9 protein-coding genes and 3 pseudogenes are annotated in these 17303 nt (G+C 57.7%); 1 reads left to right on the top strand and 11 read right to left on the bottom strand.

The genetic code is table 11. From position 1 onward, the window contains the following. Positions 1 to 19: 19 nt before the first annotated feature. Positions 20 to 211: pseudogene (locus ACVIN2_RS14125) on the top strand (LuxR family transcriptional regulator); the annotation flags it as partial. A gap of 1329 nt (positions 212 to 1540) precedes the next feature. Here the strand turns inward: ACVIN2_RS14125 and ACVIN2_RS14120 are convergent. The 11 genes and pseudogenes from ACVIN2_RS14120 to ACVIN2_RS14070 form a co-directional block, all read right to left on the bottom strand. Continuing rightward, complete coding sequence (locus tag ACVIN2_RS14120) at positions 1541 to 1669, bottom strand: transglycosylase domain-containing protein (RefSeq protein WP_456766046.1); 129 nt, start codon at positions 1667 to 1669, stop codon at positions 1541 to 1543. A gap of 130 nt (positions 1670 to 1799) precedes the next feature. After that, the gene (locus tag ACVIN2_RS14115) at positions 1800 to 2009 is read right to left on the bottom strand and encodes a transglycosylase domain-containing protein (RefSeq protein WP_456769718.1); all 210 of its coding nucleotides are present in this window, start codon (positions 2007 to 2009) and stop codon (positions 1800 to 1802) included. A 1675-nt stretch (positions 2010 to 3684) separates the two neighbouring features. Continuing rightward, a pseudogene (locus ACVIN2_RS14110) lies at positions 3685 to 4421 on the bottom strand (outer membrane protein). A gap of 210 nt (positions 4422 to 4631) precedes the next feature. Further along, a complete protein-coding gene (locus ACVIN2_RS14105) occupies positions 4632 to 4946 on the bottom strand; it encodes a hypothetical protein (RefSeq protein WP_456766045.1) in 315 nt (104 codons plus the stop codon). A 316-nt stretch (positions 4947 to 5262) separates the two neighbouring features. Beyond that, positions 5263 to 6263, bottom strand: a pseudogene (locus ACVIN2_RS14100) (glycosyltransferase family 2 protein); the annotation flags it as partial. Positions 6264 to 6298: 35 nt separating this feature from the next. Then, positions 6299 to 6643, bottom strand: coding sequence for a hypothetical protein (locus ACVIN2_RS14095; RefSeq protein WP_456766044.1), 345 nt, complete (start codon positions 6641 to 6643; stop codon positions 6299 to 6301). A 1261-nt stretch (positions 6644 to 7904) separates the two neighbouring features. Then, positions 7905 to 8939 carry an LLM class flavin-dependent oxidoreductase gene (locus ACVIN2_RS14090; protein WP_456766043.1) on the bottom strand — a complete coding sequence of 345 codons (1035 nt, stop codon included), beginning with the start codon at positions 8937 to 8939 and terminating at the stop codon, positions 7905 to 7907. 217 nt (positions 8940 to 9156) lie between these two features. Further along, positions 9157 to 10233, bottom strand: coding sequence for a histidinol-phosphate transaminase (gene hisC / locus ACVIN2_RS14085; RefSeq protein WP_456769717.1), 1077 nt, complete (start codon positions 10231 to 10233; stop codon positions 9157 to 9159). 674 nt (positions 10234 to 10907) lie between these two features. Next, positions 10908 to 12020, bottom strand: coding sequence for a branched-chain amino acid ABC transporter substrate-binding protein (locus ACVIN2_RS14080; RefSeq protein WP_456766042.1), 1113 nt, complete (start codon positions 12018 to 12020; stop codon positions 10908 to 10910). Positions 12021 to 12676: 656 nt separating this feature from the next. Further along, complete coding sequence (locus ACVIN2_RS14075) at positions 12677 to 13396, bottom strand: MerR family transcriptional regulator (protein ID WP_456766041.1); 720 nt, start codon at positions 13394 to 13396, stop codon at positions 12677 to 12679. Between the two features lie 2611 nt (positions 13397 to 16007). Further along, positions 16008 to 16952: a LysR family transcriptional regulator gene (locus ACVIN2_RS14070; protein ID WP_007605762.1), complete on the bottom strand. Its 945-nt coding sequence runs from the start codon at positions 16950 to 16952 to the stop codon at positions 16008 to 16010. Positions 16953 to 17303: the final 351 nt, after the last annotated feature.

The following is a 17303-nucleotide window of genomic DNA, read 5'->3' as shown; positions in this document are numbered from 1 at the left end:
CATGGTCGATGTGCAAGACGTGGTGCTGTCCGCACGGGAAAAACAGTGCTTGCAGTGGGTAGAGGAGGGTAAATCATCCTGGGCAATCGGAGTCATACTTGAGGTTAGCGAGAATACTGTCAATTTTCACCTTAAGAACGCGATGCGAAAGTTGGAAACAACCAGCCGCACCCATTGCGTTGTCAAGGCGCGCCGCCTCAGGCTTATCTGAGTTATGAGCAGCCTGCTGCCATTCAGCCCGTGCCCGGCGACCCCTATCGTCAGGTACCGGAATCAATCCGCTACAATCCAATCTCGTCTCCCGAGAGCAGCGGGTTGCGCGACCCATGATCTGGCGGTTCCGGGGTGCGATTGCTCCAATGCATCGCCGGTCTTCTGGCGTTGGATCCCTGCAACCAGACCCAGCTGCGGCCGAGGAAGCCGCCCGCGAACGGAGCCCTGATTCGCGTCCGCCAGGGGACGATCGTGTACGGCCTGGAGAGCCGCGGTGTGCCGTGCTTTCGAATCGCCGCACTATGATGCTGCGGGTCTGAGTTTCTGGAGCATCCGACGGTGCCGCCGTCATACTAGCGACAGGGGCGCCGCCCGTATCGCCCAGGCAGCTGAGCGTTCGCGCTTGATGGAGCAACGCGCGCTCAGCTTTCGCTAATGCCATGCGCCCTTTCTTGCGGCCGGTTCGAATTGAGTAGGGTGCGCCGCCGATCCAAAACTACTGGGTGGCGCGGAAAACGCGCATTAAGATCGGTATCTCGAGCGCAAGCAGAGCGACGGCGCCGTTATCGAGCTCGTCAGGAACGGGTGAACAGTAACCGAGATCGGACAGAATCGGAATGTCATTCCGTTTCGCAGCGAGAGGGCCCGGCTAACCAGAGTCTCCGGTCCTCTACTATGTGGTCGCCACGAAGAAAGTTTATGGAGTGTGGCGCTTTGCCAATTCAAGGCATAAAGTTCTTATCGCGCCGTTTGCAAGACGCAGCACACCCCGCTCGCCGTTGTCGACCGAGCACTCCAAACGAGTTCGTAGCCGATCATAGAGCAGGTTCGAGGATTATGTGCCAGGATCGGATCTGTCTCCACAAAGCCAGGCCTTTATAAATGCGGCGCTCACAAGAGCCTCATGAGGCGGGATACGCTCCGGTTCGATCCGATCCATGATGAAAAGACCCCAAACAAGTCTGACACACAGCGCAACAGTTGTCGTGCCGGAGCTCGGGTTCTTTGGAGGTGTAAACGCGATCCGTGCCCTCACACCCTCACTGGACCAGTGATGCAGCGGATAGTTATAGAGGCGCTTCTTAAAACTATAATGACGGACGTACGGCTTCGATCCAGCAAGTGTGCCTTCGAGTTTTGCGTAATACCGTCTGTGAAAACCTCGTTGTCGATTGCCCCTACTTCAACGACCCCTCCTCGGGCTTGAACAGTAGGTGTGCCGGATGGTGCTTTGCACCAAACACCTGGTCATCAAATCCGGTCTGGACCAGCTTATCGAGAACTAGGCCTGCAGGGTGACGCACAGTCCGAAGACCAATGTGCGAAGCTACATCAGCGGCCCATTTAGCAAGCCGGCAAGCATGGCCGCTTCGCTCAGGTCGATGTCCTGAACGCGTTTGTTGAGATAGAGCCGTGCCGCGTCACTCACGCCGAAGGCAGCGCCTCCGATCTGCACCCGGCTCAATAGATCGTTAGGATTTCACCTTGGTGAGCCGCCATTCGAGCCAAGTCGCGACAAGTGCCTCGCGAACCCTGCCTCGACGCTGCCTCCAGTTGACCGGAATAGAATTCTCACAACCTGCTGGCTAACGGTCAAGATGTATGCCGTCTACGTCCCAATTAGCATAGAGTGAGCGGGCGATAGCAGCAAGGTCAATGCCGAAATCGCTGTAGAAGCGACAATCGTCGGTCGCAAGCGTCGCCTTGATCAAGACGTCCGGAAGCTCTTTCGGTCCAATCGAGATACACGTAGCGCAAGCGCTGGTCTGACCCGCGCGGCAGTCCGGCAGACACACTATAGGGTCAGAGTCCTCGTCCCAATTCTGCCCTGCGGTCTCATGAAAAACCGGGATTGTCACGATCAAGGACAGTATCAGGCTGATGATTCAAATGTTAGAGCCTCCGAAAGCGGCTCGACGATCACCCAGCGTAACGATCGGCCAACACGCGGCGCACACCGCATCAGCTCCGCAATCATAGTGGTAATTGAACAGATAGGCGTGGCGATTCCCATTATACGCTTTTGGATCGCGGCGGTCCGGCTTCGCGGCATCATCTGATTCACTTACTGCTTTCGATTATCTGGAGTTCGCGCGTCGAAAGGCGCGCCGCTGTCGGCGTGCCGCTCGGTTCCTTGTTTCCATGGTTTTCATTGAAAGCGCCGAAAGAAAAGCTTGTGTGGTGGTGCAATCAGACAATTCGGAAGGTGCGACACACTGCGGCTAGAACGACACAACGCCAGCTTGCAAATGGGGCGTCAGCTCTGAGGCGATGAGGCCACTACGGCCGCAGTTATGAGGGTGATCGCGGACCGTGAATCGTTCAGCCGGCACGCTGTATTCTCGATGGCATCTAGTCTGCAGCATCCGATGCTGGTTGCCAGCAACAAGCGAGCCTTCGCTAGTCGGCATCACGGCTGAAGCTGTCACTGTGGTATATCATTGCTTGCGCGTCTCGGAAATTTGAGTGGTGCTTTCGCAGGAGCAGCGGATTGGGCATAAGCCATATGCAGCCGCGCGCGCTCTCGCCGCCTGCGAGAATGCCCGCTGCGGACGGCATAGTCGGCGCCAGGCCCGGCGATAAAGATCAGAGCGAGAAGAACAAATGCGGCCATCAAGATTCATCCATTCCAGCACCGCCTCGCAGATCGTCAACGTGCTGTGCCGTCGTTAATGAGGCGGGTAATGTCTCAGTTGAGCGAATCGAACCTTTAGCTGGTACAACTTGACGCTAGGTACGATTCAAGCCTTTAGGAGGTCTTGGGGCATGGTTGCTGGATCACTCGGGATGCGTTGGAAGACCAACTCTCGATTGGCCCAGGTGTTGGGCTGTTGCAAGTTGTGCGGTCTGGGCGTAGTGCCCTAGCATATGTCCGTTGCGCCAGAGAGGCTGACGTCGTCGCCGTCGCGGTGATCGGTCGTTATCTGCGCAAATCCATGCGAGCTTTCGATCTGAACACCATGTGAGTGGGCGCGACTGAGAGCGTTCAATGGGTATCGGCAAAGGCAAAGCCACCCCCGAGCCTCCTAAGAAAGGCGCTTGTCGATACCGATGAGTATGGCCCCGAACTTATTTAGCCTTGGCGAATTGCGCAGATGGCGCGTCTGTTTGTCGGACAAGAATTTCAATGGTGCCCAGGCAATTGTGCCGTGCAGGGTAATCCGTCTGAAACGCCCGACCTGCGCATCTCGCCCAGCGCTTGCTCACTAAAAAATGCACGAAAGCTGTTCAAGGGCTTTCCGGAGCGCTGTCCGGAACGACCTCACTCTGCAGTCGGCCCTCGCTTTGAACTGCGAGGCCTCGCCTATGTGAACTTTTGGGGCTCCGACTGCGACGAGCTACTAGCCCAGGAGAACGGGTTTGCATGATGCAGCAAGCGGCCTAGCGAACTGCATAGGCGTGTCTGGCTCGTGTGCAGCAGAGCCCCGACCCATAGGGCGGGGGCTTTCGATCCGCCGTTCGAACGACAGATCAACACTTGAGAAGAATCGAACCGCCGAACTTATACTTGAGCCGTGCGGTCATGAGATCGAACTCCTGGCGGATGCGATCGGTCCCATCGGCGGGCGCGGCGAAGTTCACCGCCGCGGGCTGCTTGAATGAATGATCGGGCTCGAAGCCAATCGACCAGTTCGGCGCGAAGCCGTACTCGATGCCGGCTCCCAACGCGCCGCCCTAAAGAACGTGCTCGCCGTTCCTATGCGGCGCGCCCGTGAGGCTCGAGCTGATCTGATAGGTGTTGCTCGTCACTGCGCCGCCGCCTTTGGCATAAAGCAGTACCTTATCGAAGGCATAGCCGATCTGCCCCGTGACGAGACCGAACGCATCAACCTTGGTGTGGTTGACGTCCGAAAACGTGACACTGACGTTCGAGCCGTGCAAATCAGCCCAGTTTCCCTGCCCTTCAACACCAATGACGATCTGGGCCATCTGCCATCGATAGCCGATCTGGGCACCCACAGTTGCGCCGGTCGCATCATGACAGCCCTCAGGCGTGCCGCCATTCAAATCCCAGCATTCGAGCTTGCGCGGAAACCACCGTCCATGCCGATATAGTAGCCGCTCCAGTCGTGGATCGCAGCCGCGACAGGCTGCGGAGCTTTGGTCTAGAGAGGCTGGACGGGCCGCGCAGGCAGATCCGCACCAAATGCGGGCGTCGCCACGCCGAGCACCACAATGCTTACAGTCGCAAGCAACAAGTTCTTCATTTCTACTCTCATCCCTTGAGGGCCCCAGCCTCGTGCGTCTTAACAAACTCCGCGCGAAATGCTGTAACTGCTTCGCAACATTTGCACCTAAAGCAATATTCTTATCGAACGCTGCGTCAGGTTGCGGCTTTTCAGGTCATCTCCAACTGCGCCCCAATGTTCGGTCGCATGCGGGCAAAGCTAGCGTACGTGTGGAAGTGGGCTGCTGATCTAGCGGATAAACCACACGAGAAGCCAGATGATGCCAAGCCACACCGCAATGGAGAAGAGCAAGGCGTTTTGCAACGTCCTCGCTCGTATCCTGTGACGCCATCGAAGGAGCTGCGATGAGCAACCGGTGAACCGCCGACCGCGTACAACAGCTATCACGTCATCGTAATCTGCAAACCGGAAGTGGCTGCGATGCTTGCGAATGTAGGCCAGCCGCTCAGTGGGTGAGAGGCACTGTGTCCACACCTCCCATGCCTCATCATCAAAACACGCGATATTTTCAAGGACTTCGACGAGGCGTTCGTCAGGCTTCATGATGCATCCGCTGTACTGCCGGTCGCGGATGGAGTTCTAGGAAGGAAGCCGCACCGCCGAAACTATCAGTTTTGGTAGGCTACTTCAGGGAATCTAGCTCGGCCAGGAACCATTGGTCATGGTCAGCGCGAGTGTGATCCTGACGCGAGATCAAATCCGAGGCGTGCGAGCGCTCTGCATCTCTCGTTTCACGCAGTGCAGATCGCGACGGGCGACGAGGCGCCGTAGATGCCGTCGTAAATTGAAAATACTCCTCAGCGACGGCGTCGCAATCGTGCTCGTCTCGTCGAAAATCTTTGTCAAAAATGCGGAAGACTTATGGAGAGAAGAGGTCACCGTCTCCTTCTGGGGCTGTTCGCCTGCCCACGCTCCTGCCGCTAGCCGCGGTTATCGCGCTCAACTCCAGGTTGGTCGCGACGAGTTCGTTTGTGAGTTCGTCGAACAGCTTGATCGCTTGGAGCGCGAAGTTGCCCTGGCAGATGAGTTCAGCCACGACCTCCAATTGGAGAGCAATCCGGTTCTGGAGGTGCTGAATGCACGACTTGAAAACAACCTCCTTCGGTTTATCGGTTCTGGGGACGGGGTACAAAAGCTGGCCATTCGTTCCAGCTTCGTCGGCAGAACGTGGTAGTCTGCGGGAGAGCCAATCGCTGTTGCTCAAGGTACAGAGCGCATAGGCTTTCATCGGAGCAGGAGGAAGATGTTGATCGGGGTGTGCAGCGAGAAGCCGAGAAATCGAAGCTCGCCGGCCCGAACGGCCGCTACGCTGCATCGAATCATGGTCATCGCGATGATGGCCAGAGCGGTCCACCAGGGAACGGTGCCCGTGAGCGCAAGCTGAGCGAGCGCGGCAGTCGGCGAGCAGCAGCGGCCCGAGGTTCTGTCCGACCGCGTCGAGCGTGAGTCCGGTCGAGGTCGGGCAGCAGGTGCAAACCGAGCAGCGTGTCGCGGTAGGTGCTGCGTGCCCAGCGGAGCTGTTGGCGCAGATACGGCAAGAGCGTGTCCGGGACCACCGTGGCGGCGATGGCGTCCGGAACGTACTCGGTTCGGAACCCCCGCCTTGAGCATGAGGATGGTCAGATGACGGTCTTCACCGAAGTCGCTCGGCTTTCCCCGGAAGAACTGCGTCTCGTATTGGTCGAGCAGCAACATGAGCGCGGCACGGCGGTACATGGCACATGGCCCGCAGCAGCACATGACGGCACCAAAGCGCGTCTGCGCAGCGCCCTCCTCGTTGCAAGCCAACCAGTACTCCATATTGATCAATCGGGTCAGCCAGCTGTCGTTTCGGTTGCTGGCCTTCAATTGGCCCATGGCTGTCGCGGCAAGCGATCGACGAGCGGGGGCATGCGTCAATGCATCTTGCGATGGGCGCTCAAGATGCCGACCTCGCTAAGGCGATCCTGCGTGCGGTGCGGTTCGCTGGCCATGAACATTTTCATTGCAAAGTCCAGCGAGTTGTATGCTCGGTCGCGGATTGCCTGCGGCAAATCAGGAGTTGCGTCGATCGCAGCGCGCGCGTCGCTCATAATCTTATCTTTTGCGGAAAGAAGCTTCGCGTCTAAAATCACATGAAGCGTCTCTCGAAGGTCAGGTAAGATTGAGCTGTCGCCATCGATCAATTCTCGAAGTTTGAAAAATATACGCTCGACTGCTACCATCGATCCTAGGACTGACATCAGTCTTGGTGACATCATAGACGATCTCCTTCTCCAGCCAGATTCTGGCGACCTTTCCAGCGGAAACAGATCTGTCCCCGTTTAACGCCCGCGCGCGAGGTGACCTCGAACAGGCAAATGACTGGGCTTACGTTTCCGCTGCTACGCTCCAGCGGGCGCGAGACGGATGTTCAAGAGTTGCTCAGGGGAACTCGCAATGATTGCGATTTGCGAGCAAGGCGTTTATTGTTCCTGTGCTCCTAGGCAGCAACCCAGGGTACGTGCGGTGGCGTCCAAAACCGGTATGGAGGGTGTTCGCCGTTTTCGGTTTGCCATACGGTGGATGTCTACTGAAGGGCCCGTGCTCTTCCGCTTGTTCACTCCGATCGCTCTGTTGACGAGGTCGAATCCGCCGAGTGATCTCACGCAAAGCTGGTGATCCGATATCCTGGTGCTCGGAGCGCCCACGCGTTTTGCGATTCCGTGGCTGGACCGAGATCGAGGCTCATGATCTTGCGAGGGTGTGTGTTGGTCGTGCGCCACGCTGAGTTCGATCAATTTATTGATTCTCCACCGGCCGTCTGGTCGAGCCCAGGAAGCGAGCAACTTAAACGCACAGACCAGTTCCATGTGCAGGATCCCCTATCTCGGATTGATTCATTTCGTCTGTCTTACTGTCCCCGTCACTGCACGGCTATGCTGTGCAAACCGTGCATTTCACCCACCAGCGGCCCCCGCGTTTCTCCGCGCGCAGCCTGCCGCGGCGGATTCGCGAGAGCACGGCTTCGGGGCTTATGTGATTCATCGCTGCGAACCGCTGAACGGTGAGGTAGTCCTCATGGAGAGGTGGAGGGGCGCCAATGCCGTGCGCAGCCAGCAGAATGCGCAGCGAAGCCAGCTCCGCCAGCACGATCTCGAGCTTACGCGCGATCTCCTCCGTCCGGTCGGAGCGCCGCCGGCACTGCGTCACGATAGGCCCGCTCGGGTGATAAGCCACACCTTGGATTGGTCTGGAATGCAATCGACGAGCAGGCGGGCCAAAGCGGGATCGGCGTGAGCAAACTCACCTGTCCAGACAAACCAATGCTCGGACAATCTCAACCCAGGCGAAATGAGCGATAGGCGATTTATTGTTGTTAAGCGTTCTGTTTGCTGATGCAGCCGAAAGGGGGCGCGTGCACGTAAAAGCCATTTGAACGATAGGAGCGGCTGACCGAACCATTCGGCTGCGGTGCTCATCGGCGTCGCTATAACCATTTATTGTCAGGTCAAGGGCGAACTTATTGGAATCGCTGTTGGGTCATAGCCTGCGCTCCGCCGCTATGAGCTCGGAGTGAATCGCAGTTGCGGTGTTGAGGCAGGCCTCCAGTGGCAGAGATCCGAAGGCGAGCTGGCAAAGGAGATAGTTGACGCCTGCCTCTTCGACGTGATCGAGAAGAGTTTGGCGCACGGAAGCGCGCGTTCCGACAACGCACAGTTCACTCTCAATTGCAGCATCCAAGGTCAGGGGCAGGTTGGACGGAGGCGGGATGTCATTGAGCTCGTACAGGAACTTAAAGCTTTTGAGCCATGTTTCGTAGGCAGGCGCGGCTAGGGAATGGGCCGCTGCTTCAGAGCTGGCAATCACGACCATGCGGAGCAATGCGAGAAATGGCGCTGAGCTGTTGGCGTCACCCTTAAGGTTTCGATTAGCGCGATAGACATCGGTTATCTTGCGAACGGCAGCAGAGGGGCCCATGCACGCAAGATTGGCGCCATTTGCCGCCGCCCAGCGGGCGGAGTCCGGCCGATTTGTTGCAATCCATGTCGGGGGACAAGGACGCTGGTGAGGTGAAAGCGTCAAAGGGACGTCGCTCAGCGCAAAATGCTGCCCTTCGTATGAGAGCGGGCCGCCATTCATCGCGCCAACGAAGATTTGGGAAGCTTCCTCGTAACGGCTCGAGGCGACATCGGCTCCAACGCCAAAATAGCTCAGTTCGATCGGCAGAGAGCCGCGACCAAGGCCGACCTCAACCCTGCCGCCGCTCAGGTGATCCAACATGCAGATCTCCTCGAATGCACGCAGCGGGTGATAGAGGTTGAGCAGCATGACTAAAGGACCGACGCGAAGTCGCCGTGTGCGTTGTATGACGCTTGACAGAAACAAGTTCGGCGACGGACCCAGTCCATGCGGAGTGCAATGATGCTCCGCCAGATGATAGGCATAGAAACCGAGCCGGTCGTAGGCCTCCGCCAGGGTAAGGCGGTCAGCGTATTGCCGGGTGATATCGCGGCCGTTCTCGTCAAGATGATCAAAGATCCCGCAGGTCAGGTTTGAGGGAACAACGTTTCTCACTCAGTTATCTCCTATAAAGAGAGGACGGGAATCCGCCGGGTTTCGGGAGTGCAAAAGGCGCTCGCTGGCAATGCGCTGTGTTACTGCGGAGCCGTTCACAACTGGTCGTAGTGCGGCGACTGGAGAAAAACTGACTCAGCGCTGCGTCGCGAAGCTGCATCAGGTGTGGGTCCGGATCGATTGCGACGGAGATCTATGACATGAGTGGAAGGGACCACTAGCCACGACATCCCACTTTCCTAAGAATGCTGCCGACGGCTGCAAGAAACGCATCCATCTGGCGCTTTGTACCGATGCTAACCCGAATGCACTCTTCCAGGCCGGCATCCGGAAAGAAGGCAACAAGGACTCTCTGGTCTTGCAACGCCGCCTGCCACCATCTGCCGCCCTGGCCTACCGGCACACGGGCGAGGAGGAAGTTCGCGTGGGAAGGCGTTACAGAGAACCCAAATTCAGAGAGGGCGGCGGTTACGCGCTGGCGCTCAAGCCTGACGTGGCGATGGTTCTGCTCGTAGGCATCGCGATGCGCAAGGACGCTCATGCCCACTGCCTGCGCGACCACATTCATGTTGAATACATTCTGGATGTTCCGAAGCCGCCCAATCAGCTCGGGATGGCCGAAACCGAAGCCGACGCGAATGCCAGCGGTGGAATGACTCTTGGAAAACGTCCGCAGCACCAGAAGATTCGAATGGCGCTCAACAAGGCGTAGGCCGTCCTCAGGTGCGAAATCGACATAAGCTTCGTCCAATACGATCAATTGGTCGGATCGTATTACGAGGCGTTCGATCTCGGCGAGCGGAACAAAGGTTCCGGTCGGATTGTTTGGGTTGGCCACTAGAATGAATTTGGCATCTTTAGCCGCCCCGAACAGCAGCTCATCCATGGGCAAGCAGCCAGGTTCAGACCAGGGAATTTCAATGAAGCGGGCCCCTTGCAACATGGCAAGCTTGCGATTGAAGGAAAAACCCGGCGACATCATTGCGACCTCGTCGCCCGGGGCAAGAAAGGCTCTGTAAATGAGGCTGAGCAGTTCAGACGATCCATTGCCAGCCATCACGCGATCAGTTGCAATGCCATAGGCAGCTGCGGCCGCTTGCCTCAAGCTGACATTGTCGTCTTCTGGATAGCGGTATTGCAGCTCGAGAGCTGCAATTGCGCTTCGCATCACGACGCCTGGCAAAGGAAAGGGGTTCTCGTTCGTGTTTAGTTTCACGCAATTGTTGTCGGTGGTGGGCCGCCCGGACGGTAGAGCATTCAATTCCCGAGCCACCGGTGAGAGCGCGGAAAGCATAGTCTGCAACTTTGCATCCAAAGTGGTGTCTCCCCTTTTTGTCCACGAGAGTAGTTGAGGGCGTTCGGCGAGCCTACGTGGGTGCGTGCGCTTTGTTCGGACCCGAGAAGCGCGAGGCTCGCGTGAATGTGAGTGTTGGAAGGCGGACTTGGCTCTAAGGGCCGTACCGGATCAGACTCCGTCTCAAGGTCCGAAAGCGATCAGCACGGATCAGGCGTCGCACGGCGTTTTCCGAGCCAATACCTGCTTCTAGGAAAGGGATGGAAGGCCACGTCCCTCGACCGAACAGCGCAGCTAACGATTGGCTCGAACTCGCGCAATCCGCAGACGGACTGCGCGTGACTGACATCGTTTCACGACGTACGTTCGTTCTAGAGAGGTCCTGACAGCTCACTCCCGAGAGCGAGGCGGGCATCAATTTCACTGGCTGGAAGAAGACACCGGTCTTCGTCGGCCTTACGAATGTGGATGTCATGCTCACTGCAGTGGCACCAGACGAATGGGAACGTACTCTTCGGGCGGCCCTGCGAGCGCGCACGATAGCTGTGATAGCATTGCTGCGAGGGTGAGAAATGCTGCGACTGCCGCGATTGCGAGGCACGTGAGCAGCGCGTAATCGATATATCGAGGATGGTTCATCATTCGAACGCTCCGTACGGTGTTGGCACGGGCGGTCAGTTCTGCTCGACCGCTTCGACGGTATTGTCGCGCCAGCGGTAAACGCTGAAACCAGGAGCGGCATTGTCTCCCTTGGAGTCGAATCTAACAGTGCCAATAGCCGTGTCGATTGACTCGGAGCGGAGGGCCGCAGCGACCCGCATAGCATCGAAGGTGCCGGACCGTTTGACGGAGTCGGCCCATGCGTGAACCGCGGCATAAGCGTAGAGCGTGTAACCTGCGGCGGTTAGGCCCGAACCCTTGAGCTTGGCGACAGCAGCTGCGCCTGCAGCATTCTTCGTCGGGTCCGGCATAAAGGTAAAGAGCGTGCCGTTCGCGGCCTCGCCGGCAATGGCCCAAAAGTCGGTTGTCATCAGCGGATCGTTGGCGATCACGGTCAGACGTGCGCCCGCCTCCGCGGCTTGACGCACGATCAGGCCGATCTCGTTGTAATAGCCGCCGATATAGACGAGCTGGATTCCCTCTCGCTTCAGTCGCGAAACGAGAGCGGTATAATCCTTCTCGCCTGCAACATAGCTTTGTCGAACGGGATGCTCGCCGGCTGCACGAAGGCGCGATTCAACGATATCGGCGATACCCCTGCCTGCTGTGCTCTTGTCGTCGAGGACTGCGAGCTTTGCACCTTGGTGATGCCGCGCGATGTATTCGGCGGCAACTCTGCCTTGCTGGTCATCGCGGCCGCAAATCCGAAACAGGGTCGTTAGGCCACGCTCTGTCAGACGGGGATTGGTGGACCCAGGTGAAATCTGAATTACCTCGGCTTCGGCGTATATGTCTGAAGCCGGAATCGACGACGATGAACAGAAGTGACCAACGACGAGCTTGATTCCGTCAGTTGTCAGGCGATTGTCGACAGCGACAGCCTGCTTGGGATCGCATGCGTCGTCGGCGATTCTCAATATGAGCCTTGTGTCAGGCAGCAGACCCGAAGCATTTATCGAATCCACAGCTGCGGCCGCTCCATCGCGTATCTGCGCGCCGAGCGCCGCAGTGCTTCCCGTCATCGAACCCGCTATGGCAATGTAAACATCTTTTGCCCTGGCGCTCGAGCTCAGGGCCACGGAAAGGAGCGCAGCAGCTGCAAGCCTGTGAATGCGAAGGATCGTCATATATGAATCCCGGTGTCTCGCGAGACGACTTGGTCTGCTTCGCCATTCTGGTATGACGCGGCGGCCAACAATCTGGCGCAATGATGTTTGGATCGAACTCAGGTTGCGTACGAATAGGCTCAGGTTGTTGCCAGGTTGGGCCATAAGCTTCGGGCGGGCACGGACGAGCAGACGTTCCGACACTGGGTCAAGAGAAGCGGTCGTCTAGGGGCTGACAGGACCAATATCGAACATTCTGCTGATACCCGGTAGATTCGCCAGTCTCCCGTGCTCGACAGGCGTGTGCCGAGGAGGCGCTTGGAAGGCGCGTACGACCATCCATCGACTTGTTCTCGTCGAGAACTCTCACCGAGAACTTCCGAAACTAATGCCGATCATTGGAGTCTCCCTCGGTTTAACCGGCGCTCTGTCTGTCGCCCGTCGCAGCGTCGATGCTTTAGAAGGTACAATGTGACGCTACGTACGAGTCAAGTACTTCGAAGCGTGCTCGTTGGGGTTGATTGCCAAGATCGACAGAGCGAAAGAGCGAAAGACCCAACCGACAACGCAGAGTCCGAGGCGACTGCTAGGGACAAACCATCCGCGGTCAGACAGGATCACCATCACCTCATCCGGTTTCGAGACATTTCAGTAATAGGGCGTCGCAACGGGTGCGCTCAACTCTTTCCCAGCTGGTCCTCCAGCGCGGCGAGGGCGAGATCGAGGTATCGCATGAGGCTCGCATCCCAGCCGGCGAGATTGTGTGGTTCGGTCAATCGCGTCAGCACCTTAAGTATCATCGAGACAGTCGAATCAACTCCTGCGATCTCAGTCAGCAGCGAACGGGCCTGACGCGCGATTGCATTTGCCCGCTCGCAGCACGGAGGCTCACCCTGGTCCATGCAGCTTCGCAGCTCGTCCCGAATCTTTCGCCACCGATCTTCGCGGCTAGCGTTAGAGGCGCACGTGCAGATGGCAGAGGGGGTACGCTCCTCAATCCGCGACATGGCATCTAGCGTCGCCGGCAGCTCGTCGACACCGACTTCTGTCTCACCTTGCGTCGTCATAGTGCGCAATCGATCCCGTAATAACGTCGCGCGCGCGACTTGAAGCTCAATCCGCTCCAGATGGTTTCGCAACAGGTCCGTGAGAGATGTCCGCCCCTCGATCGCCTTGCGGATCTCAGGAAGCGAGAAGCCGAGCTCACGTAGAGCGCGAATCTGGGAGACGCGTTGTAGGCTTTCCCGATCGTACATGCGGTGACCGCCACAAGTACGTTCCGACACCGTCAATAACCCGGTATGTTCGTAATGATGCAGAGTGCGTACGGTTACACCGGTCGCCTCTGCAAGTTCTCCAATGCGCCATCGGCGCCGTCGTGGTATCGCGTTTGTCATGATCCTCAATTTGCAAGCCTACAACCTGACGTCACGTGAGAATCAAGTTATTTCAATGATCTAGATGATGCGTCTCTTGCTGCGGGCCCCAGAAGGTTAGAGTGCATGCCGGTGCTCAAGCGGCCGAGACAAGTGCAAGCATCAAGTACGCGAGCGACGCCAATTCGTCCCTCGCTGCGCGTTGCATCACCAGTCTGGCGATCGCCACGCGATTCTCGCTGGTTCGCATGCATGACGGTAAAGACGCGATCGCTTGATCGAACAGCCTTCCCAAGCTCGCGAGATCATCCGGATCGTAGACTCCGCTCGGCGTTTCCAACAGAAACCTCCTTTGGTGATTGCACTCGTGCCGCACGTGACGAAGCCGTTTGGCTGTGGTGGGGCAAAAAGGAGACGGAGCGGCGACGTGCGTGAAAGAATGTGACAGGTGCGTCCACGTGATGCCGTTGTGCAACATGGCGTTTGCTTCCTCTGCCCGACGGTGCGCTAACCCAAAGTGTGCAATGTCTCCTAATCCTGCAGCAGCGGTGGCTATTCTGCGGCCTGATCATCAGGAAAGCGAAAGCATGTGCGTGACAGCCGCTGAGACACGGCCTCCCGAAACGGCGAACCCAGACACAGCACTGATCTCATCGGATGGCTCTCTTTCAGTCGCAATCCTTGCCGTGACGTCTATCACCTCGGCGCGCGGTGCGGTTGATTGGGTTGATCATCGCGGATCAGTCGCACCACCAGTCGTGGCGCGGTGGCGGGCTTGGCGCCTAACAGCTTTTTCGATCGTCCGCTAGTCCTGTTGTGGTACTGTGGGTTCAAAGGCGTCGCTCGCGTGATCGCTGCCCAGGTTTTGAGTGCCGGAAGATGATGGCTGCTCTTCAACGGCGCAGGTCCGCCGCCGTAAACGTCGGGAGAATGAGGGAAGGCGGAGCTCAAGACCAGTCCTGAAGACATCACCTCAATACAGGCGCATCTGAAGCGCCTGGCAAAACGTTGCTCCCAATTTAAGGACCGGGTCTCGAACAATCGTGCCATATCCGTTGCATGTGGCGGCACTCAAAACGCGTCTACGGCCGCCCCAAGTGCCGCGCGCTCACGCCCGGGGAAGCCTTGGCATAACTAATACAGCCATAACTTGCGTGTTTAGGCGTGCGCCGGCTCGGTGTCGCGGAGCGCAGTACATCGGACGGCCCTCGGCAGATGTAATCCAACCGAAGTGCAAGGATCCCTAGCGACACTGCCTTTGCAGAATCACTTGGCAAGCCTTTGGTAGCCTCGCTATACGGGTCCGCAATAGCAAAGCAGAGATGATGTAGCTTGGTGGAGGAGTTTAATGCGTGTCTTTAGACAGTGCTCAAGTCAAAGCGACTCCCAGATCGGGGGGCAGTGTCTGGCGGATTCGCCGTAAGGATCCCATCGAACATAAGACTCGACGGCGAGCTGTCACGGTATTGGCTTGCTCGTGCGACCGCTCACACCTCAATTCCAGCCTCTAACAGTATCGCTTTGGCATGCGCGCTGGGACATAGATGCTTCGGGTAAGATAGGCAAATCATCTTGCCGCAGCAAAGGAGCCCTTCGGGGTCAGCGGTGCGAGGCAGCAGCTCGAGATGGACGGCGGTGGCGCGGTGTGAGTCACGCCGCGATCTTTCGAAAAACGCGATTGTCGCGACACCGGAAAGAAGGACCCGGCACCGATCATCCGATTTGGCTGGGGATGTCGGCCGAAATGATCGAAAGCTGGAGGAGGAGCAGGCTTGGCGAGTGGGAGCGGCGAGCGCTTACGCGGCCGCACCTTGGCACAGTTGCGGTCCTCTCATCATGAACACTCCTCACCGCAACACGCGCGCAGCCGGAAAAGTGCCGCCAGCTGATGTCACTTGATCCGGGTTGATCCTGCGGTCTGCAAGCTTGCAGTTGCACTCGATCACGCGGCATCGCGCGCATCGAGAGGAAGATAAGCGCCCTCGAGAGAGGAAGTGTTCCGAATTTCCATTGTGACATTGTGCAAAGAGACGCAGTCTGCCCCGCCCATCCGGGTTTGCGCGGCTGGCGGTTGGCTTTGGGGTGCGCGATCGTGGGCGGCGTTTGCGTTCAGCTTTCATGTTGATTCGACCGGAACGAGCACGAAGCGCCTCTGCCGGTTCATCAGCCATTTGTATCCAGTGGCGCGCTTCGGGACTAACTCCATCGCTGTTGAAGGCAATGAGATCCACCAGTTAAGGCAAACAGCGATGCGGGTTCGCTACCAGGTGAAGCCTGCAACTTCGATCGCAGGTGCTGGCCTTGAACCTGACGCGGCGTGCGATTCAAGCGAGCTTGGTGCTGAGGCCGAACATTGTTCGCCGGACAGGCCACATAATTTTTGCGTACTCTGAAGCTGGCGCATGCACCTGTGATGCGGTCCCGTCCGAATCAGCGGAAAGTCCTTAGCCGCCAAGCGAGCTGTGTGATGCGCAGGATCGTCACGGCACCGCGAGTCAATCGGCTGCGGCCCGACCAAACTACGCTTAAGCGCGCTTTTTTCACTATGCCAAACGTCAATCAGAGGACCGGGGGGCTTCGGCTTGGCGTAAGTCCGGTTAGCGGGAGCAGGCCGCAACCGGCCCGAACAGTCCTAGGACGGGCCGTGACATTGGCTGATCTCGGACGGAGAGACCATCGTGGATGCCTGCTGCAAGAATATGTTGCGCAACCACATGCTTGCAGGATCAGTATTATGAATGGCGGGCCATTGGACGGCCTCTGTGAATGTGAGAAGTCGCAGGGGAGGTTCGACAACCCGCAGCGGCATCGTCTGTGCGAAATGGCTGACCAATCTTGAGGGCATGCTCGCTATACGGTTGGTGCCCAATAACATAGGCGGAATCATGCCAAAACCCTGCACCGCGACCTCGGTGCGTATCTTGAAACCATGCTCGAGCAAGAGCCATTCGTGGAAGGAGGGCCTCAGGGAGCGCCCGAACTGGGCTTCCACGTGCCCGATCGAGATGTATTTCTCGAACGTGAGACGCGAAGCGAGCTGCTTGTTCATGGGGCAGCCCACGCAGACGAAAGTGTCCTCGAACAGAGCCGCCTTCGGATGCGCGCTCGACATGAACATCTGCGGATACATGAGAAAATCGACTTCACCGCGCCGGAGAAGCTCATCAGGTTCCTCTGCGGGCGGCAGCAACTCGAAGCTGATTGTTGGTGCTTCCCGCGCGACGCGGTCCACGACCCCTCGAAGAAACACGACAGTCATGAAGTCGGACAGGATGATCCTAAATCGTCGATTCGATTGAGACGGATCGAAGCCGTCTGGAGAAATAATGGAGTGCTGAATGTGAGCGAGAGCCTCGCGAATCGGCGCTGCGAGCGCTTCAGCCCGCGGCGTTGGGACAAGCTTCCGTCCTTTCATGGTGAATAGCTCATCGCGAAAGTAAGTGCGAAGCCGCGCGACGGCGGCACTCATGGCAGGTTGACTGAGGTTGATGCTTCTTGCCGCCGTAGTGAGATTGCCTTGCGTCACCAGGGCGTCGAACGCGACGAGGAGATTCAGATCAAGGCCCTTGAAACGCATAATCCGGAGCGATCCACGCTGTGAATGTGTTCTATCGATATAATCGATTTTACCATTTGTACCGAATGAGGATAGCAAACGATAGTTTAGCGAGATGTCAGATCCATCAGAATGGTTACAAATCGTTGCGCGTCTCAGCCCAGCGCTAGGTGTCAATCAAGACGTCTCGATCGAGCGGTCGCAGTTTCGCGCGTGTTGCGCAAGCCATATTCCGGTGAGCTAGCACGATCGGAATCCGCAAAGTTGCGTGGGCGTATACGACGAGCAAACCATCGTATGGCTTCGCCAACCCATTCTATATCCACCGTGTACCGCCGTAGAATTGAGCGAACCCTCAACCACGCCGTAGAT

The organism is Bradyrhizobium sp. USDA 3650, from assembly GCF_054057395.1.
This window is presented reverse-complemented; position numbering and strand designations above follow the sequence as displayed.